The organism is Pseudomonas sp. MDT1-85, assembly GCF_054898065.1.
Genome location: NZ_CM142715.1, coordinates 6,093,948 through 6,114,348 on the forward strand (window position 1 = coordinate 6,093,948; position 20,401 = coordinate 6,114,348).

General features: G+C 57.9%; 16 protein-coding genes. 7 read left to right on the top strand and 9 right to left on the bottom strand.

Annotation, left to right across the window (positions count from 1 at the left end; translation table 11 throughout):
* Nucleotides 1–12: 12 nt before the first annotated feature.
* The 3 genes from ltrA to ACYZT2_RS27500 all read right to left on the bottom strand — a co-directional run bounded on the left by ltrA (nt 13) and on the right by ACYZT2_RS27500 (nt 4,302).
* Nucleotides 13–1,434 carry a group II intron reverse transcriptase/maturase gene (ltrA, locus tag ACYZT2_RS27490; protein WP_461968955.1) on the bottom strand — a complete coding sequence of 474 codons (1,422 nt, stop codon included), beginning with the start codon at nt 1,432–1,434 and terminating at the stop codon, nt 13–15.
* Between the two features lie 570 nt (nt 1,435–2,004).
* Nucleotides 2,005–2,643: a peroxiredoxin gene (locus ACYZT2_RS27495; RefSeq protein WP_461968957.1), complete on the bottom strand. Its 639-nt coding sequence runs from the start codon at nt 2,641–2,643 to the stop codon at nt 2,005–2,007.
* A gap of 294 nt (nt 2,644–2,937) precedes the next feature.
* Nucleotides 2,938–4,302 carry an OprD family porin gene (locus ACYZT2_RS27500; RefSeq protein WP_461968959.1) on the bottom strand — a complete coding sequence of 455 codons (1,365 nt, stop codon included), beginning with the start codon at nt 4,300–4,302 and terminating at the stop codon, nt 2,938–2,940.
* Nucleotides 4,303–4,671: 369 nt separating this feature from the next.
* Here ACYZT2_RS27500 and tauA point away from each other — a divergent pair, with 369 nt between their 5' ends.
* Nucleotides 4,672–5,658: a taurine ABC transporter substrate-binding protein gene (gene tauA / locus ACYZT2_RS27505; protein ID WP_461973288.1), complete on the top strand. Its 987-nt coding sequence runs from the start codon at nt 4,672–4,674 to the stop codon at nt 5,656–5,658.
* Between the two features lie 128 nt (nt 5,659–5,786).
* Here the strand turns inward: tauA and argA are convergent, their stop codons facing one another.
* Nucleotides 5,787–7,085: an amino-acid N-acetyltransferase gene (argA, locus tag ACYZT2_RS27510; RefSeq protein ID WP_461968961.1), complete on the bottom strand. Its 1,299-nt coding sequence runs from the start codon at nt 7,083–7,085 to the stop codon at nt 5,787–5,789.
* 264 nt (nt 7,086–7,349) lie between these two features.
* Nucleotides 7,350–8,501 (bottom strand): acetylornithine deacetylase, encoded by a 1,152-nt coding sequence (gene argE / locus ACYZT2_RS27515; RefSeq protein ID WP_461968963.1) that lies wholly within the window; start codon nt 8,499–8,501, stop codon nt 7,350–7,352.
* Between the two features lie 321 nt (nt 8,502–8,822).
* On the opposite strand from argE, the gene ACYZT2_RS27520 reads away from it, so the two are divergent.
* A complete protein-coding gene (locus tag ACYZT2_RS27520; RefSeq protein WP_461968965.1) occupies nt 8,823–10,190 on the top strand; it encodes a CYTH domain-containing protein in 1,368 nt (455 codons plus the stop codon).
* A 100-nt stretch (nt 10,191–10,290) separates the two neighbouring features.
* Here ACYZT2_RS27520 and ACYZT2_RS27525 read toward each other — a convergent pair whose 3' ends face one another.
* Complete coding sequence (locus tag ACYZT2_RS27525; protein ID WP_461968967.1) at nt 10,291–10,764, bottom strand: Lrp/AsnC family transcriptional regulator; 474 nt, start codon at nt 10,762–10,764, stop codon at nt 10,291–10,293.
* A gap of 126 nt (nt 10,765–10,890) precedes the next feature.
* On the opposite strand from ACYZT2_RS27525, the gene ACYZT2_RS27530 reads away from it, so the two are divergent.
* The 3 genes from ACYZT2_RS27530 to ACYZT2_RS27540 all read left to right on the top strand — a co-directional run bounded on the left by ACYZT2_RS27530 (nt 10,891) and on the right by ACYZT2_RS27540 (nt 13,643).
* On the top strand, nt 10,891–11,268 hold the full coding sequence (locus tag ACYZT2_RS27530) for a hypothetical protein (RefSeq protein WP_461968969.1): 378 nt from the start codon (nt 10,891–10,893) through the stop codon (nt 11,266–11,268).
* A gap of 62 nt (nt 11,269–11,330) precedes the next feature.
* Nucleotides 11,331–13,115 (top strand): GspE/PulE family protein, encoded by a 1,785-nt coding sequence (locus tag ACYZT2_RS27535; RefSeq protein ID WP_461968971.1) that lies wholly within the window; start codon nt 11,331–11,333, stop codon nt 13,113–13,115.
* 210 nt (nt 13,116–13,325) lie between these two features.
* Nucleotides 13,326–13,643 (top strand): DUF2388 domain-containing protein, encoded by a 318-nt coding sequence (locus ACYZT2_RS27540; RefSeq protein WP_461968973.1) that lies wholly within the window; start codon nt 13,326–13,328, stop codon nt 13,641–13,643.
* A 148-nt stretch (nt 13,644–13,791) separates the two neighbouring features.
* On the opposite strand, the gene gcvP is transcribed toward ACYZT2_RS27540, so the two are convergent.
* Nucleotides 13,792–16,665 carry an aminomethyl-transferring glycine dehydrogenase gene (gene gcvP / locus ACYZT2_RS27545; RefSeq protein ID WP_461968975.1) on the bottom strand — a complete coding sequence of 958 codons (2,874 nt, stop codon included), beginning with the start codon at nt 16,663–16,665 and terminating at the stop codon, nt 13,792–13,794.
* 469 nt (nt 16,666–17,134) lie between these two features.
* On the opposite strand from gcvP, the gene ACYZT2_RS27550 reads away from it, so the two are divergent.
* Together ACYZT2_RS27550 and ACYZT2_RS27555 are read left to right on the top strand one after the other, a co-directional pair.
* Nucleotides 17,135–17,824, top strand: coding sequence for a hypothetical protein (locus ACYZT2_RS27550; protein ID WP_461968977.1), 690 nt, complete (start codon nt 17,135–17,137; stop codon nt 17,822–17,824).
* A gap of 218 nt (nt 17,825–18,042) precedes the next feature.
* A complete protein-coding gene (locus ACYZT2_RS27555; RefSeq protein ID WP_461968979.1) occupies nt 18,043–18,738 on the top strand; it encodes a hypothetical protein in 696 nt (231 codons plus the stop codon).
* A 68-nt stretch (nt 18,739–18,806) separates the two neighbouring features.
* Here the strand turns inward: ACYZT2_RS27555 and gcvH are convergent, their stop codons facing one another.
* Entirely contained in the window at nt 18,807–19,190 is a 384-nt protein-coding gene (gcvH, locus tag ACYZT2_RS27560) for a glycine cleavage system protein GcvH (RefSeq protein ID WP_461968981.1), read from the bottom strand.
* A 50-nt stretch (nt 19,191–19,240) separates the two neighbouring features.
* Nucleotides 19,241–20,323 (bottom strand): glycine cleavage system aminomethyltransferase GcvT, encoded by a 1,083-nt coding sequence (gene gcvT, locus ACYZT2_RS27565; RefSeq protein WP_461968983.1) that lies wholly within the window; start codon nt 20,321–20,323, stop codon nt 19,241–19,243.
* Between the last annotated feature and the right edge of the window lie 78 nt (nt 20,324–20,401).

Here is a 20,401-nt window from a genome sequence, read left to right on the forward strand (position 1 = left end):
GTATACGGCGGTTCAGGTTACACGGCTAAGCCGATCTATCGTATCCAGTATCGAGATCAGCCCGAGTCGGTCCCACAGCTTCTTCGGCAGCGCCTGATTCATATGAGGCGCTCCCGAGTTCCACCATGGGCCTCGGCCATTGACTGCCGATTTACACGCCCGCGCCTCATTAAGTCCCAAGCGTATCAAGTTGCGCGCCCTCGTAGAGGGCCGCTTCCATTGACGCCAGACGACACAGCGAAGCTTGCGACGCACCCAGCCGTCCAGTTCCTCAAGTGGCCGTTTGCTTTGGCTCAGTTTGAAGTAGCCCGCCCAACCACGCAGCACGGGGTTTATCCGCTCGATGATATTCGCCATCTTGTGGCCCCGCGCTTTACGTAGCAGCTCTCTGAGTCGGTCGCGCAAGCGACCTAGACTCATCGTCGCCACTCTCAGCTTCGGTTGCTGATGCCAGCTCATCCCGTAACCCAAGTAATCACACTTCCAAGACCTCGCAACTCGGCTCTTGTCCCGGCTCAGCGTCAGTTTCAGGCGCTGATTCAGGAAGCGCTCAACACTCCTCATCACTCGTTCGCCAGCACGAGGGCTGCGCACATAGATGTTCGCATCGTCGGCATAACGCACAAAACGATGCCCCCGTCGTTCCAGCTCGCGGTCGAGTTCGTTGAGCAGGATGTTCGACAGCAACGGCGAGAGCGGGCCGCCTTGCGGCGTCCCTTCCTGCCGTCGGCTGGCGATACCGCCTGACATCGTTCCCGCTTCGAGGTAACGATGGATCAGCTTGAGCACCCGCTTGTCTTCGATTTGGCGCGCCAGATAAGCCATCAGGATGTCGTGATTAACCCGATCAAAGAACTTCTCAAGATCGAGTTCCACGCACCAGCGATGCCCTGCCGCCACATGGGCGCGGGCTTTCTCGATGGCTTGGTGGGCGCTTCTGCCCGGTCGGAAGCCGTAGCTATAGTCCGAGAATAGCGGGTCGAAGATCGGCGTGAGCTGTTGCAGCAATGCCTGTTGGATCAGGCGATCCACAACGCTGGGAATACCCAGCTGCCGGGTGCCGCCTTTGGGTTTGGGGATGTCGACGGCGCGTACACCTTGCGGGTGGTACTCGCCGGCCAGCAACCTCTTCTGGAGGGTCGGCCAATACTGTTTCACATAGTCCGCCAACTGGTCGACCGTCATGCCATCGGCACCCGGCGCGCCCTTGTTGCTGACTACGCGATGATACGCACGTCTGAGGTTGGCGGGTGCAAGCACCCGCGCCATCAGCGTGTCCGGCTCCGCGTTCGTCCACGTCACAGACGCCGTCGATACCTTTGCGCTATCAGCCGTCATCCTCGGATTCTGTCCGGGACTCGGAGTAACAGTCTTCTCTGGGAGAAATTTCTGCATTTCGGTATTCAACGAGACTCTGACGCCTACTGGCGGCATAACCTGTTCGGCCCTTGGTGGCAGGGTTATTTGCCACTTACTACGGCCTCGGCTGACTTCTGCACGCTCATCCCGTCGCCTCTCGACGCGCGGTAGCACAGTGGCAAACGTGCAGATCTCCCAGGGTAATTCGCGCGACCTTCCTGCTTATGCCTGTCGGATCTACGTCACAGCGTTCCGTGCAAGTACTGGGCTTTGAAGATTTTGGCCTTCTTACCCCGCTGCGCCGCCTCTATCCGCTTCCTGTTCGTCAGGCCAGCATTTTGCCTCGGGCTTCCTTCAGATTCGCAGTCACCCGCGACACCCTTGCCTCTGGCTAACACTTCCCCTTGCCGGGTGTGTAGAGGACTTTCACCTCCAAGTCACCAGCGTGGCCACCACAGCCCAGCTGGTTGCGCTTGCGCGCAACGCGCCATGCCTGGCGCACCAAAAAAACAGGCCGTCGAAACGGCCTGAAATCCCCTGCTTTGGTAGACCTGTAGGAGCGAGGCTTGCCCGCGAAGGCGTCATCCCTAACGCTAGAAAGACCGAGGCGTTAGCTTCGCGGGCAAGCCTCGCTCCTACAGAAAATCAACGATTCGGTTGCGGCGTCAGGCGCAGATAGGGTTTCACCGCCCGATAGCCTTTGGGAAAGCGTTGCCTGATCTCATCCTCATCCTTGAGCGACGGCACGATCACCACTTCATCACCGTTCTGCCAGTTGGCTGGGGTGGCCACTTTGTAGTTGTCGGTGAGCTGCAGCGAATCGATCACCCGCAAAATTTCATTGAAGTTACGACCGGTACTCGCCGGGTAGGTAATCGTCAGCCGAATCTTCTTGTTCGGATCAATCACGAACAGCGAACGTACGGTCAGGGTGTCGTTGGCATTCGGGTGGATCAGGTCATACAGGTCGGACACTTTGCGGTCCGCGTCGGCGAGGATCGGGAAGTTGACGATGGCGTTCTGGGTTTCGTTGATGTCCTCGATCCACTGGTGGTGCGAGTCCACCGGGTCGACCGACAGAGCAATGGCTTTGACGCCACGTTGGGCGAATTCATCCTTGAGCCTGGCGGTGAAGCCCAGCTCGGTGGTGCACACCGGCGTGAAGTCCGCCGGATGGGAAAACAACACGCCCCAGCTATCGCTCAGCCATTCATGGAAACGGATAGTGCCGGCGCTGGAATCCTGTTCGAAATCGGGGGCGATATCGCCAAGTCTGAGGCTCATGGTGCTGCTCCTTGTGAGTGCTTGTTGAGCCCAACTGTGCCTGTGTTCGATATTAATTAAAAAGAATAAATATTGATTTATTTAGATCCAAAAGAAATATTAAAAATCTGTTCACTGGACCTGAATAGCCATCGGGACGAACATCGATCACAAGGTTCGAGAAGGCCTTGAGTTGCTGCAAAAGAGGGGAATTTCAAGGAGTGTTTACGGGAGTGAGCCCACCTTGAAAACGCAAAAGCCCCGCCCGGCGTGATGCCGGGCGGGGCTTTTTTTACGTCGGTTACGCGAGTGCTGTTACAACAGCGGGATCGAGTAGCTGACGATCAGGCGGTTTTCGTCCTGGGAGCGAACACCCGGGATGTTGGTACGCCATGTAGCATTTTTCCACATGACGCCAACATTTTTCAGCGGGCCTTCTGGCACGACGTAACCTACGGTCAGATCGCGCTCCCACTCGGAGCTGTTATTGCCTGCTGGCGCGGAAGAAGTTCTGTTGGTGTCGATATTGTCGCCACGCAGGTAAACCATACCAGCGGTCAAGCCAGGCACGCCGACTTTGGCGAAGTCATACGAGTAGCGGGCTTGCCAGGTACGTTCGCCGGCACGGGCGAACTTGGCGATCTGACTGTCGGTAGTCAGGTACGCCGACGAGCCGTCACCCTGGTTCAGCCAAGGGAAGTCGCTGCTGCCGTTGCTGACCTGATAACCGCCGCCGAAGGTGTGACCGGCAACGGTATACAGGAACAGGCCGCTGTACAGGTTGTTGTCGACCTTGCCTCTGCCATTGGAGGTGCTGCTGTAGTTGCCGGAGCTGTAATACAGCGGGTCGTTCCCGTTAGCGCCGTCATCAGAGCTGTTGAAGTAGCGCAAGTCCGACTTCAACACGCCCGGGCCGATAGACCAGTTGTGCACCAGCCCCAGGAAGTGTTGCTTGTAGAAGTCTTCCAGATTGCCGTAGTAGTACTGGGCAGTCAGGTCTTTGGTGATTTTGTAGTCACCACCGGCATAGATGAACTTGTTGCTGTCGCGGCCGCTGGCGGTACGAGCGTTGGCACCGCCGATGCTCAGTTGTTCGTTGTTGCTGGAGTTACGCCCTTTCACGGCTTCGATCTGACCGCCGACCAGAGTCAGGTCCTTGATCTCGCCGGAAGTGATCTGACCACCCTGCCAGGTTTGCGGCAGCAGGCGACCGTCGTTGGTCACGATAACCGGGTTTTTTGGCTGCAAGGTGCCCAGTTTCAGTTCGGTCTGGGAGATCTTGGCTTTGGCAGTCAGGCCCAGGCTGGAGAAGTTATCAACCGCTTCGCCATTGGATTCGCTTGGGAAAACAGTGCCGCCATAAGCGTTACCAGGGGTGCCATTGGCGTTAACGTTGCCATTAGTGCCGCCGCCAGAATCCAGACGTACACCCAGCAGGCCGATGGCGTCGATACCGAAGCCGACAGTGCCTTGGGTATAACCGGAAGTGAAGCGCAGATCGAAGCCTTGGCCCCACTCTTCGTTTCGACTTGGGTTGGCAGTGCCGTCACGGTTATCCGTGTTGATGTAGAAGTTACGCAGCCCCAATGTAGCCTTGCTGTCTTCAATGAAACCGGCGGCGCCTGCCTGCTGCGCCAAAACCCCTACGGCCACAGCCAGGGCCAAGGTGGACTTCTTCATTGTTTCGCTCCTCTCGTTCTAATTTTTGTGTTCTTTGGTCTCGGGTCTAACGCCCCAGATCCACAGATGCGCGATTAGCGCCAGACCGTGACTGACAAGTCAATCGTAACCATGTGTGTCTACGACCAAGGTCTAACCGCAGTGATTTGGTCCCTGCAGGGTAATGACTTCCTCATAAACCCAAAAAGAATTATTTCATTCTTTTTCATGCCATTTAGGAATATAGCTCTCGAGCAATGACCCGAACCGGGACAAAAGGTATCGGCTAACAAGCTAATTCCTAAATGGTATTTATTGGCCTTTTTTTAGATCGATTAGCGTTGGCGTATTCCCCATACGTCAATCACTTTCGAAAAGGCGACGCCCATGATGGCCAAACGCGCACTATCTAGTCAATTTGTTACAGTTTGTGTGTCGCTGATGTTTTCTTTTTCAGCCCAGGCGGCGACTCTCACGGTCGGTTATCAAACCGGTATCGACCCCAGCAAAGTCCCTCAGGCCGATGGCGTTTACGAGAAAACCATTGGCCAGAAAATCGAGTGGCGTCGTTTCAACAGTGGCCCGGAAGTGGTCACCGCCATTGCGTCCGGCGATGTGCAGATTGGCAACCTCGGCTCAAGCCCGCTGGCGGCAGCCGCTTCGCGCAATCTGCCGATTGTCGCGTTCATTGTTTCGGCTCAGATCAACGCTGCCGAAGCACTTGTGGTGCGCAACGGCAGAGGCATCGATAAACCGGAAGATCTGATCGGCAAAACCATCGCCACGCCTTTTGTTTCAACCTCCCACTACAGCCTGCTCGGCGCGCTGAAGCATTGGGGCCTGGACGCCTCGAAAGTCAAAGTGGTGAACCTGCAACCGGCGGAAATCGCCGCAGCCTGGAAGCGTGGCGACATCGATGGCGCGTTTGTCTGGTCGCCGGCGCTGGGGGAAATCCGCAAGACCGGCAAGACCTTGACCGACGCCGCGCAGGTGGGCCAATGGGGCGCGCCGACCTTCGAGGTGTGGGTCGCTCGCAAGGATTACGCCGAAAAACATCCTGAAGTCGTGGCCCGATTTGCCAAGGTCACCCTGGACTCATTCGCCGACTATGCCGCCCATAAAGACAGCTGGACCGCCGATTCGATACCCGTGCAGAAAATCGCCAAATTGACCGGTGCCAATGCCGCCGATGTGCCGGAACTGCTGGCCGGCTCCGCATTCCCGGATGCCAAGGCGCAGCGCACCACCGCGTTGCTCGATGGCGGCACAGCCAAGGCGATTGGCGAAACGGCGAAGTTTTTGAAGGAGCAAGGGAAGGTCGAGACGGTGCTGCCGGATTATTCGCCGTATGTCAGCGCGAAATACATCACTGAGTAACACCCCGTTCCCCCTGTAGGAGCGAGGCTTGCCCGCGAAGAGGCCATATCTGCCGACACAAGTGTTGAAAATGTCAGGCCGCCTTCGCGGGCAAGCCTCGCTCCTACAGGGTTCGGGTAGCCCGGAGGTCAGAGGGTTTTTTCGAAGATCTTCGAATTACGCTGGTAGTTGTAAAGTGACGCCCGCGCCGAGGGCAGGCGTTCGACGCTGCTCGGCACGAAACCCCGCTCACGAAACCAATGGGCAGTTCGGGTAGTCAGCACGAACAAGGTTTTCAGCCCCTGTGCCCGGGCGCGGGTTTCGATGCGTTCCAGCAGTTCATCGCCGCGACCGCCATGGCGGTACTCCGGGTTCACCGCCAGACACGCCAACTCCCCCGCATCCGAATCGGCGATCTGATACAGCGCCGCGCAGGCGATGATCATGCCTTCGCGTTCGACCACGCTGAACTGCTCGATCTCACGCTCCAGCACCTCGCGGGAACGCCGTACCAGAATGCCCTGCTCTTCCAGCGGGCTGATCAAGTCGAGCAAACCGCCGACGTCCTCGATGGCCGCCTCACGCACAACTTCGAATTGCTCCTGGGCCACCAGCGTACCGCCACCGTCACGGGTGAACAGTTCAGTCAGCAACGCGCCATCTTCGGCGTAGCTGACGATATGACTGCGCGCCACCCCGCCGCGGCAAGCTTCAGCCGCTGCGTCCAGCAGCTCAGCCTGATAGTTGCTGCCCAGACGCTGCAAATGCGCCGGTACTTGTTGCGGGCGCAATTCGCGGACCAGCCGGCCATTTTCGTCAATCAAGCCCAGATCGGCGCCGAACAGCAGCAGCTTGTCCGCCCCCAGATCGATAGCCGCGCGGGTAGCGACATCTTCACACGCGAGGTTGAATATCTCACCGGTCGGCGAGTAACCCAATGGCGACAGCAGCACGATGGAGCGTTCGTCCAGCAGGCGATTGATGCCCTTGCGATCGACACGGCGCACTTCGCCGGTGTGGTGGTAGTCGACACCTTCGAGCACGCCGATTGGCCGCGCTGTGACCAGATTGCCGCTGGCCACCCGCAGGCGCGAACCCTGCATGGGCGACGAAGCCATGTCCATGGAAAGCCGCGCTTCGATGGCGATGCGCAGTTGCCCGACCGCGTCGATCACGCACTCAAGCGTCGCCGCATCGGTGATGCGCATGCCATGGTGGTAATGCGGGGTCAGGCCACGAGCAACGAGGCGCGTTTCAATTTGCGGACGCGAACCGTGAACCAGCACCAGTCGCACACCCAGGCTGTGCAGCAGCACCAGGTCGTGGACGATATTGCCGAAATTCGGGTGCTCCACGCCGTCGCCGGGCAGCATGACGACGAAGGTGCAATCGCGGTGGGCGTTGATGTAAGGCGAAGCGTGACGAAGCCAATTGACGTATTCGGGCATGAACCTGGGCCTGTAATAAATAGCAGCCGAAAAAAGGGTAAGCAGTAAACGCACAGCGGGCTGATGGTTATCGTCGGAACAGGCTTGGCGACACGCGCGCTCTCCTCATGAATACGGGTTGGGGCATCGGCAATTTATACCGTAAGTCAGCCAAAACACAGAACCTGTGGGAGCGAGCCTGCTCGCGATGGCGGTACATCAGTCGACATCTCAGTGACTGTTACACCGCGATCGCGAGCAGGCTCGCTCCCACATTGATTTCGCTCAACCGACCGGCGTCAGGCAGTAATGTTCAATCAATTGTCGTAATAGATGCACGGTAGGCTGCAAACGTGACATTTCGAGGTATTCCCCCGGTTGGTGCGCGCAGGCGATGTCGCCCGGTCCCAATACCAACGTTTCACAACCAAGACGCTGAAGATAAGGCGCTTCCGTGCCGAACGCCACTGCTTCGGCGCGATGGCCGGTGAGCTTTTCCGCGACCCTGACCAATTCCGAGTCCTCGGCCTGCTCGAACGGCGGCACTTCGGGGAACAGCGGCGCGTACTCGATCTTCACCTTATGCCGTTCGGCAATCGGGTTGAGCTTCTGCAAAATCGCCGCGCGCAGGGCTTTGGGGTCCATGCCCGGCAACGGACGCAAGTCGAACTCCAGCGAGCACTGGCCGCAGATTCGGTTGGGATTGTCGCCCCCATGGATGCAGCCGAAGTTCAAGGTCGGCTGCGGCACACTGAACTGCGGGTTACGGAACTCACGCTGCCACGCCAGGCGCAGGCCGCGCAGTTCGCCCATGGCGTCATGCATGGCTTCGAGGGCGCTGTGACCCAGGCGCGGGTCCGAGGAATGGCCGCTCTGGCCGAGGATGTCGATGCGTTCCATCATGATGCCTTTGTGCATCCGCACCGGCTTCAGCCCGGTCGGCTCGCCGATCACCGCCGCGCGACCTAATGGCCGCCCGGCTTCGGCCAGAGCGCGAGCGCCAGACATCGAGCTTTCTTCATCGCAGGTGGCGAGGATCAGCAAGGGTTGCTTGAACGGTTGGTCGAGCAAGGGTTTGACGGCTTCGATGGCCAGGGCGAAAAAGCCCTTCATGTCGCAACTGCCCAAGCCGACCCAGCGACCGTCCACTTCCGTCAGTTTCAGCGGGTCGGTCTGCCACAACGCCTCGTCGAACGGCACCGTATCGCTGTGACCGGCCAGCACCAGGCCACCGGGGCCGGAACCAAAACTGGCCAGCAGATTGAATTTGCCGGGGCTGACCTGCTGGATATCGCAGGCAAAACCCAGTTCCCCGAGCCATGTCGCCAGCAAGTCGATGACCGGCCGATTGGTTTGATCCAGGCTGGGTTGGGTACAGCTGACAGACGGCGCGGCGATCAGCGCAGCGAACTGATCTTTCATGGACGGCAAAGGCATCGCTGACTCCCAACTCCCGAATTGAAGTCCATCATAGAACCATCCGGCGACAGGAATAAACCGCCGCGACGCGGGTAGGGTCTGTTGACGCTTGGTGGCGAGCCGCGACGGCGGCCCACTTGGTGCAGGGCAAGGCGCGAGGAACGTGGTTTGGTTGTCCCAAATAAGTTCCGAGCAACGCAGCCCTGCGCCAAGTGGGCCGCCGTCGCGGCTCGCCACCAAGCGTCAACAGACCCTATCTCGGGTGAGTCCTGTACACTGCACGACCTTGGCAGCCACACATTCCCCCCGGCTGCGCTCCCGATCCTGGATTTTCCGGCCATGCAGAAAGAAACCGAAATCAAACTCCGCGTCAGCCGCGAAACCCTCGCCGCCCTGCGCGAGCACCCGCTACTGAAAAAGCGCAACAAAAGTGGCTGGGAACGCCGTGAGTTGATGAACCAGTACTTCGACACGCCTGAGCGCGACCTGGCCCGCGCCAAGGTTGCCCTGCGCCTGCGCCGCGATGGCGAAGAAGTGATTCAGACCCTCAAGACCCGTGGCCAGAGCGTGGCCGGTCTGTCCGAGCGTCACGAATACGACTGGCCCCTGCCCAAAGCCAAACTCGATGTGAAGAAGCTCGACGGCGAATGCTGGCCCGAGCAGTTGGCCGAGTTGGACAAGAAAACCTTAAAAGCCATCTTCACCACCGATTTCGTGCGCGAACGCGCGGAAATCGCCTGGGGCCGCGGCAAGACCAAAGTGGTCATCGAAGCCGCGCTGGACTTGGGCCACGTAGTGGTTGGCAAGCAGAAAGAAGAAATCTGCGAGCTGGAACTGGAACTGCGCGAAGGCGAACCCGCCGCGCTGCTGGAACTGGCCGCTGAACTGGCTGCGACCCTGGCGCTGATGCCATGTGATATCAGCAAGGCCGAGCGCGGTTATCGCTTGTTCGACGCCAACAGCTACTCGCTGAGCTTGCCGGCGCCGCAGATCACCGCCGAAATGCCGCTGGACGATGCGTTCGCCGCCCTGAGCTGGCATTTGCTGAGCAGCAGCCAGCGTCTGGCCGAGCAATATCGCTTCAATGGCCACTGGCGCCTGCTGCAGGACTGGGTCGAGAACCTCGCTGAAATGCGCGCGCTGATCAGCAGCCTCGGTCAGGCGGCACCGCGTCAGTCGACTCACGATCTGCGGGTCGCGCTGGATGCCCTGCTGGAAGACTGGCGCCCGCTGGTACAAGCCGGCCTGGACGACGAAGACGTGCGCAAAGCCGCGCCAGAGCAGTTCCTCGAAGAACTGCAAGACGTGCGCTGGGGCCTGTTCTCCCTGAACACTTCGCGCTGGTTGCTGGCCCGCACCTGGGCCGCCGATCGCAACACCCGCGGCAATCGCCAGGGCGCTGCGCAACTGGGCAGCTGGCTGCCGCGCATGCTGGGCGAAGAAGCCAACTCGCTGCAATTGCAGCGTTACCAGCAACAGCCGGAAGACCTGGCCGAGCAGCTGCCGCGTATCGAGCGCATCCAGTCCTGGCTGCACCATGCCCGCGGCGTACTGGAGATCCCGGAAATGGATCGCCTGTACGGTGAGCTGAACAAACTGACGCAACTGGCCAACGAGCCGATCACCGATGAATCGCTGGATGCGCGTAAGCACCAGGCGATTGCGGTGTATCAGAATCGTGCCTGGAAGACTTTGCTGCGTCTGTAATACCGCCTTCGCGAGCGAGCCTCGCTCCTACAAGGGCAGCATGATCTCTTGTAGGAGCGAGGCTTGCCCGCGAAGAGGCCCGCAAAAACACTGAAGATCTCTACCCCCGCAACACCGGCAAACTCGTCGTGGATTTGATTTCCGACAACGCCACGATCGAGTTGACCTCCTGAATCCCCGGCACCATCGACAGCTTCTCGAAGAAGAAGCGCTCATAAGCCTCGATGTCCGCCGTGACGATCCGCAGCAAGAAATCCACCGACCCCATCAGCACATAACATTCCAGTACTTCGGGAAAACCGCGAATCGCCTCGGTAAACTCAGTGAAGTTCGAACGTCCGTGGGCGTTGAGTTTGATTTCGGCGAATATCTGCGTGTTAAGGCCGATTTTCTTCCGATCAAGCAACGTCACCTGAGCGCGAATGATCCCCTCTTCCTTCATCCGCTGAATCCGCCGCCAACATGGCGACTGCGAGAGCCCCACCTGTTCGGCGATCTGCGCGCTGGAGAGCGAAGCGTCCTCTTGCAGCAACGCGAGAATCTTGCGGTCGTAGCTATCCAGCTCGCTGTGCATAGAAAAACCTGTAGTGGGTACTAAATCGAATTGATCGATTCGATAAATGGTCAATAAGCCCCATCATAGATAAGAAATGCCCCGCACCTAATGTAAAAATTCCTCCAGTTATTTTGGAGACCGACCATGCCGCACTTAGAAGCCGTGAACACCCCGCCTGCCCGCGCCGATGTCTGGAACGTCAGCAACGCCCACTGCCGCGTTCACTATCAATTACTGGCCGAGGCCGAGCCGGATCTGCTGTGCCGCGCGCTCAATCTGTTCGCCTTGCAGTTTCTGACGCCGCAGCAGGTCAACGTGCAGCGCATGGACGATCTGCTGTCGATCGACATCGTCATGGACGGCCTGAGCTGGCACCGTGCTCAAGTGATCGCGGAAAAATTACGTAACCTGATCAGCGTCTGCTCGGTGAACCTGCAAGCGGCTGATTGTGCGTGGGGAGAGCCGGTTCAGGCCGCTGGTAAAAAAAACCCTGAAAAAACCCGACACGTCTTGGTCCGGTAGTGGCCCAACGGTCTGCGGGTGCGCGGCTATCCTTTGCGAACGGTTGTTCATAAGGAGCCCGCATGTCCGTTCAACTCGCCACTCAGGACCGCTGGCTGGACCTCAATGATTTGCTGCGTGAACTGGTCGCCCAAGGCTTTATCAGCCAGGATTCGGCCGAACACGCACTCAACGCCCGCCGCCGTCTCGCCACCAATGGTCAGCAGCACCCGCTGGAATTCATCGCCAGCCAACACCTGGACGACCTCAGCCGTCCCGGCAAACACCTCGATCTGGAAAGCCTGACGCTCTGGCTGTCTCAGCAGGCCGGTCAGCCTTACTTGCGCATCGATCCACTGAAAATCAACGTCGCGGCCATTACGCCGTTGATGTCTTATGCCTTCGCCCAACGCCACAAGATTCTGGCGGTGTCCATCGACCGTGACGCCGTCACCGTGGCCAGCGCCCAGCCCTTCGTCAGCAGCTGGGAAGCTGACCTGACCCATGTGTTGAAGCTGCCGATCAAACGCGTGGTGGCCAACCCGGTGGACATCCAGCGCTTCAGCGTGGAATTTTTCCGCCTGGCCAAGTCGGTCACCGGCGCCACCAACGCCGATCAGCAAATGAGCACCCTGGGCAACTTCGAACAGCTGCTCAACCTCGGCGCCAGTGACCAGGAACCGGACGCCAACGACGCACACATCGTCAACATCGTCGATTGGCTGTTTCAGTACGCGTTCCAGCAACGGGCCAGCGATATCCACATCGAACCCCGACGCGAGCAAGGCACGGTGCGTTTTCGCATCGACGGCGTGCTGCACAACGTCTATCAATTCCCGCCGCAGGTGACCATGGCTATCGTCAGTCGCCTGAAAAGCCTGGGGCGGATGAACGTAGCGGAAAAGCGTAAACCCCAGGATGGCAGGGTCAAAACCAAAACCCCGGATGGCGGTGAAGTCGAGTTGCGGCTGTCGACATTACCGACGGCGTTCGGCGAAAAAATGGTCATGCGGATCTTCGACCCGGAAGTGCTGCTCAAGGACTTCGATCAGCTGGGCTTTTGCGCCGATGACCTGCGTCGCTGGCAAGACATGACCCGCCAGCCCAATGGCATCATTCTGGTGACCGGGCCGACCGGTTCAGGCAAGACCACCACGCTGTACACCACCCTGAAGAAACTGGCGACGCCGGAGGTCAACCTCTGCACCATTGAAGACCCGATCGAAATGGTAGAGCCGGCGTTCAATCAGATGCAGGTTCAGCACAACATCGACCTGACCTTTGCCGCCGGCGTGCGCGCACTGATGCGGCAAGACCCGGACATCATCATGATCGGCGAGATCCGCGACCTCGAAACCGCCGAAATGGCGATTCAGGCGGCACTCACCGGCCACTTGGTGCTGTCGACGTTACACACCAACGATGCCCCGAGCGCCATCAGCCGCCTGCTGGAGCTCGGCGTGCCGCATTACCTGATAAAGGCCACCGTACTTGGAGTCATGGCCCAGCGTCTGGTCCGGACTCTCTGCCCGCATTGCAAGGCGCCACTGACCTTGGGCGAGGACGACTGGCAAACCCTGACCCGGCCTTGGCAAGCGCCACTGCCAGGCAACGCACAACGCGCCATCGGTTGCCTGGAATGCCGCGAAACCGGCTATCGCGGCCGCGCCGGGGTGTACGAAATCATGCAACTGACTGACGGCGTTAAAGCGCTGATCAACCCTGATACCGATTTGCTGGCGGTCCGCCGTCAGGCCTTCAAGGAAGGCATGCGCAGTTTGCGGCTCTCGGGGGCGCAGAAAGTGGCGGCGGGTTTGACCACGATCGAAGAGGTGTTGCGCGTGACGCCGCAGAGTGAGCAGAAATAGGCCATTGCAACCGCTACACACTCCTTGTGTTAGCAGCTGCGAAGCCTGCATTCCCCGTAGGAGCTGCCGCAGGCTGCGATCTTTTGATTTTCGCTTTTAAAAACAAGATCAAAAGATCGCAGCCTGCGCCCCCTCCTACAGACGTCACGGAACTCGATTGGGTAATTGGCAATCAAAGGCCGTAGTTAAAACCCAGTGGAGTCACCTTTTATGCGTCTCAAACTTGCTGTCGCTACCTTCGCCGTGTTGTCCCTTCCAGTCGGTTCGGCGATGGCTGACAGCTTTTGGCGTAACGTCCTTACGTCCGGTGCAACCACCGGTTCGACCTATCTCACTTTCAAGGATCACAAGCTGATCGTCGCCGCCCAGGACGACGCCGGCAGCTTTGTTGCCAGTGATGGCGGAATTCGTGGCCCCTATCTGGAAGCTGCGATGCAGAAAGTCCGCGCCGACAACCCTGGCCTGCAAGCCACGGACATGGAACTGGCGAATGCAATCCTGGCGAAGAATGCCGTCGCCTCGCAATAAGGTTCGTTGCTGAACAAAAAATGTCGCTCTCATGAGCGGCATTTTTTTTGCCCGACGCAAAACCCTGTAGGAGCGAGGCTTGCCCGCGAAGCTTTTGGCGTTCTTGAGGACGCCTTCGCGGGCAAGCCTCGCTCCTACACTTGGTACTTCAGCGGTATTCGTCCACCGGCACACACGCGCAAAACAGATTGCGGTCACCGTAGACATTGTCCACACGGTTCACCACCGGCCAATACTTGTGGGCCTTGGTGTGAGCATCCGGCGTCACCGCCTGCTCGATGCTGTACGGGCGCTCCCAAACCCCGGTGATGTCGGCCAAGGTATGCGGGGAGCGTTTCAGCGGGTTGTCCTCCGCCGGCCAGTTCCCGTTCTGCACCTCGGTAATTTCCGCGCGAATGCTCAGCATCGCGCCGATAAAACGGTCCAGCTCTGCCTTCGACTCACTCTCGGTCGGTTCGACCATCAACGTCCCTGGCACCGGAAAGGACATGGTCGGCGCATGGAAACCGTAGTCCATCAACCGCTTGGCGACGTCCTCTTCACTGATCCCGGTCTGCGCCTTGAGCGGTCGCAAGTCGAGGATGCATTCGTGGGCCACTCGCTCGTTGCGCCCGGTGTAGAGCACTGGAAACGCACCGGCCAAATGCTGCGCCAGGTAATTCGCGGCGAGAATCGCCACCTCGCTCGCGTCCGCCAGTTGCGGCCCCATCATGGCGATGTACATCCAGCTGATGGGCAGAATGCTCGCGCTGCCCCAAGGTGCCGCGCTCACCGCGCCGTTCTCCGGCAGTGGACCTTCGAGTGGCACCACTGGGTGATTGGCAACGAATGGCGCCAGGTGCGCCCGAACGCCGATCGGGCCCATCCCTGGTCCGCCACCGCCGTGGGGAATGCAGAAGGTTTTGTGCAGGTTCATGTGCGACACGTCGGCACCGATGTCGGCCGGCCGTGCCAATCCAACCTGCGCATTAAGGTTGGCGCCATCCATGTACACCTGACCGCCATGGCTGTGGATAACTTCACAGATCTCGCTGATGCCTTCCTCGTAGACCCCGTGGGTCGAAGGATAAGTCGCCATCAGGCAGGCGAGTTTATCCCCCGCCTCCCTGGCCTTTTCCTTCAGATCATTCAGATCGACATTACCCCCCTCGTCGCACTCGACGATCACCACCCGCATCCCGGCCATTTGCGCCGAGGCCGGGTTGGTGCCGTGGGCCGAGGACGGAATCAGGCAGATATCGCGCGCGCCCTGATGGCGGCTCTCGTGATATTTGCGAATCGCCAGCAACCCGGCGTACTCGCCCTGAGCGCCCGAGTTGGGTTGCATGCAGATCGCATCGAAACCAGTGATCGCGCAGAGCCAGCGCTCCAGTTCCTCGATCATCAAGGAATAACCCACCACCTGCTCTCTCGGCACAAACGGATGCAGGTTGGCGAATTGCGGCCAGGTGATGGGGATCATCTCGCTGGTGGCGTTGAGCTTCATGGTGCAGGAGCCCAGCGGAATCATCGATTGATTGAGCGCCAGGTCCTTGTTTTCCAGCTGCTTGAGATAACGCAGCATTTCGGTTTCGCTGTGATGAGCGTTGAACACTGGATGACGCAGATACGGTGTACTGCGCTGCAACCCGGCAGGAATGCCGGACTCCAGAGCATCAGCATCCAGTTCATCGATGTTGAGCCCATGATCGGCACCGAGAAACACATCGAACAGCTTCGCCACGGTGGTTTCGTCACAGGTTTCGTCGAGGCTCAGGCCCAGCTGCCCACGGCCAAGAATGCGCAAATTGATCTGCGCCGCTTGGGCACTTTCGATGATTGCGGTCTGAGTGCCCCCGACCTCCAGGGTCAGGGTGTCGAAGAAATGTTGGTTGAGACGGGTAATGCCGTGACGCTCCAGGCCGGCAGCGAGGATGCAGGTCAGCCGATGGACGCGCTGGGCAACCCGTTTGAGCCCTTCCGGGCCATGGTAGACCGCGTAGAAACTGGCGATATTGGCCAGCAGCACCTGCGCGGTGCAGATGTTGGAGTTGGCTTTCTCCCGGCGGATATGTTGCTCGCGGGTTTGCAGGGCCATGCGCAAGGCGACGTTGCCGCGAGCATCTTTCGATACGCCAATGATCCGCCCGGGAATCGCCCGTTTGTATTCGTCGCGACTGGCAAAAAACGCCGCGTGCGGGCCGCCGTAACCCATGGGCACGCCGAACCGCTGGGACGAACCGAACACCACGTCGGCGCCCAGTTCCCCCGGCGGGGTCAGCAACAGCAGACTTAGCAGATCGGTCGCGACGCAGGCCAAAGCTTGCTGGGCATGCAGATGATCGATCAATGGACGCAGATCGCGCACTTCACCATGGGTGTCGGGATATTGCAGCAGCGCGCCGAACACCTGGTGCTGTTTCAAGTTATCCACAGCGTCCACGATCAGCTCGAAACCGAACCCTTCGGCCCGGGTCCGCACCACGGAAATGGTCTGCGAGTGGCAATTCTCATCGACGAAAAACAGGTTACTTCTGGATTTGGCCACGCGTTTGGCCAGTGCCATGGCCTCGGCTGCCGCCGTGGCTTCATCCAGCAGCGAGGCGTTGGCCAGTTCCAGGCCGGTCAGGTCGATGGTCAGTTGCTGGAAATTTAGCAACGCTTCGAGACGGCCTTGGGCGATCTCTGGTTGATAGGGCGTATAGGCGGTGTACCAACCGGGATTTTCCAGCACGTTGCGTAAAATGACGGCCGGTGTGAGGGTGCCGTGATACCCCATGCCGATGAGGCTGGTCCAGACCTGGTTCTGCTCGGCGTAGCCCCGCAGCTTGGCCAGCGCGGCGTCTTCGTCGAGGGCCGGCGGCAAGTCCAGCGGCCGGTTGAGTCGGATTCCCGGCGGCACCGTCTGCTCGATCAGTTCGACCCGGCTGCCAAGACCAAGGCTGTCGAGCATCGCCTGCTGCTCAGCGGCATCGGGGCCCAAGTGGCGGCGCAGGAAGGTATTGGGGTCGCGTAACTGGCTCAAGGACGGCAACTGGGACATGACGGGCTCTCTCTTGACTGGCGCTCGGCGTCGATGCAATGCGGTCAAACCAGCATAGCTCTCCTGCGGTCTTTGCACCCTCAGGCCATCCTGCGCGAAGCCTGCAATCCCACCTGCCACCCATCGGCTGCAGGGCAAAACAGGTGATCAAGTGCCGATCTTCAGCAATACCCTCCACTCCCAATAGCTATAAACAGACAAAGAACGTTTTATTTTTTGCGTCAGAACAAAGACCTTTTTAAGCCCATAAAAAAAAACGTAGGCAAATACGTGATAAATCAGCATTCGCCAAACCATTATATTTCTGGAAAAACCAATCGCGATAGCTGCGACCCAACAATAGCTAATCAATCTATAGATCAAAAAACGGCATGCTATGTTTGTCTAGGGCTGGGCAAGGGAGACAAAACTCCACTACCCAGTTACAACCAAACTCGATGCTTCAACTTATTCGAAATGGAGTTCAAAAATGAGTAGCCAACAAATAATTTTATTCATCGAAGAAGAACAGTTGATTGCACAAAAGAACAATCACTACAGTCTTTACCTAGCCAAAAAGGTAAACAATGACTTTACGGTTATCTGGCAATCAAAAGGTGCCCAAGCTACCGTTAATAATCCTAGCTATCAATACCGAAATACGTTCGACATCGCGACACCCTCGTTCATGGTCAACTTTACCAACGATCCAGTTCAACAAGGAGATGTCACTTTCACTTCCGGTGGAAAAAACTTGCCCATCAGCACCGGTCAAACAACAGTACTGGATGCAAACGGCGTGTTTTCACCGGCAAAAAACGGCGGCAAGCCGTCGGATGTGCTTATTACCAACCAATTGCAAGGTAATCCACACGAAATACTGCTGGATTCCAACGGCAAGAATATCTGGGTAAACCGCCAGAGCGGCATGAACATCGGCACCGCGACCCTGACACCAAAAGACCAATACCAACTCTGGTTCGGCAACCTTCAAGAAACAGGCTCGCTGATTGCCAGCAACTTATCCGACGCCTATGTGGCAACCTTGCAGAATGGAGGCAGTATTACCCTCACCTATACAGACGAAGGCACTTGGGTCACTGGCGAACCAGCCAAACGCCTAAGCGAAGCAGAAGTCAAGGCGCTTCATGCCAGGGTCGGGATCAAAGATGCTGCATAGCCTGCCGGGCTGATCGGGCATCGTTTGCCGGATGGGCTGTGAGTATTACGCGTACCTGTTTACAGCCTTTAGACAGCAGGCTTTTCTTAGGGAATAAAAACCCTGTGCATCGTGGATCTACAGGGTTTTTATTAATGTCCCTCGGCCGTGGATACTATTGGGCCAGATGAATCTTGATTTCCGCCATGAAATATCCCGCCGGATGAATGGGAAACACCATGAGCAATCAACAAATTATTGTTTATATTGAAGAGACACAATTAATTGCACAGAAAATCAATAATTACAGTCTCTATCTGGCGAGAAAAGTAAACGACACCTTCACCGTCATATGGCTATCAAAGGGCCCCAAAGCGGCAACCGGCCAACCCAGCTATCAATATAAAAACATCTTCGACATTTCAAGTGCTTCATTTATGGTCAATTTTACAAACACTCCATTGCAAGAAGGCGATATCACGTTCACTTCAGGAGGCAAAAATCTGCCCATCAATACCGGACAAATAACAACATTGAGTGAGTACGGTGTATTCAGCCCCGCAAAAAATGGCGGTGTGCCGGGAAATATTTTAATCAACAATCAACTTCCGGCCTATCCGCGTGAAATATTACTGGATTCCACAGGCTGCAGTATCTGGGTGGACTGTTCAGGCGGCATGAGTATCGGAGCAACTACCATGACACCAAAAAACCAGTTCCAGTTATGGTTCGGTGCGGCTCAGGCAACGGGCTCATTAATCCCCGCTAATGTAACGAATTTTTATATCGTCACGGTAAATAGCGGAGAAACCCAAACGATTACTTACAATGACAGTGGTGTTTGGGTTCCTGGCGAGCCGGCAAAACGCCTGACAACAGAAGAAGTAACAGCACTTCACGCCAGAGTAAATAAAGCGGTAGCAATAGCAGCCTAAACACAAACGCCGCGCCCCATGGCGATGGAACGCGGCGTTTGTTGTAAATGATGCATTTCTAGCGATGACTACTCGCCAATAGCAGCCTTGTAGGCCACCGGGTCGAGCAGGTTGTTCAGCTCGGAGGTATCGCTTGGCTCGAGTTTGAAGAACCAGCTGTCATAAGGCGCGCTGTTGACCAGTTCCGGGTTGTTGGCCAAATCTTCGTTAACGGCAATGACTTTGCCGGAGACTGGCGAGTAGATATCGGAGGCGGCCTTGACCGATTCGACTACACCTGCAGCCTCACCGGCAGCGAACACTTTGCCGATTTCCGGCAGCTCGACAAACACCACGTCACCCAAGGCTTCCTGAGCATGGTCTGAAATACCCACTTTCACGCCGCCATCATGGTCTAGACGGGCCCATTCGTGACTTTCGGCAAAACGCAGGTCGACAGGGATTTCGCTCATGTTCTGTGTCCTCAAGAAAAATGTCAGCGGTCATTGCCCGCCAAAAAAAGTTAGATCAAGGTTTTGCCGTGGCGTACGAAAGTCGGTTTGACCACTCGAACCGGGTACCATTTGCCACGGATTTCCACTTCAGCGCGGTCGGCGGTGGCCACCGGCACGCGCGCCAGTGCTATCGACTTGCTAAGCGTAGGAGAGAAACTACCACTGGTGATCTCCCCTTCGCCAACATCGGCGATGCGAACCACTTGATGCGCCCGTAAAACCCCACGCTCTTCCAGGACCAGGCCCACCAATTTGTGCTGTACGCCGTTGGCCTTTTCCGCTTCCAGCGCAGTGCGGCCGATGAATTGGCGCGTGGCCGGTTCCCAGGCAATGCTCCAGGCCATGTTGGAGGCCAAGGGCGAAACTTCTTGATGAATGTCCTGACCGTAGAGGTTCATGCCGGCTTCGACACGCAAGGTATCGCGCGCGCCGAGGCCGATCGGGGAAATACCCGCTCCCACCAGATCGTTGAAAAAGCCCGGCGCCTGATCGGCCGGCAGCACGATTTCCAGACCATCCTCACCGGTGTAACCGGTGCGCGCGATGAACCAGTCACCGTCGGTCTGACCTTCGAAATATTTGAGCTGCTGAATCAGCGTGCCACGGGACTGAGTCACCAGTTCGGCAATCTTGTGCCGGGCGTGAGGCCCTTGAATGGCCAGCATCGCCAACTCGGAGCGCTCGTTGAGCTGCACATCGAAGTCGCCGAGATGCGCTTGCATCCAGGCCAGGTCCTGATTGCGAGTGGAGGCGTTGACCACCAGGCGATAACCGTCCTCGAGACGGTAGACGATCATGTCGTCGACGATGCCGCCGTGCTCGTTGAGCATGGCGCTGTACAAGGCACGGCCGGGGCTGTGCAGACGTTCGACGTCATTGGCCAGTAAATACTGAAGCCAGGCCTTGGCCTGGGGGCCGCCAACATCGATCACGGTCATGTGGGATACATCGAAAACCCCGCAATCGCGGCGCACCTGATGGTGTTCCTCGACCTGCGAGCCGTAATGCAGAGGCATATCCCAACCGCCAAAATCGACCATCTTCGCGCCGAGGGCGAGATGAAGGTCATACAGAGGCGTACGCTGTCCCATGGGTTTCTCCTTCCGGGCGTGGCGAAGGTGCGGGCAGGCGCTGCACGGGGTGAAATGCCTTGAAATAAAAGGCTTTCA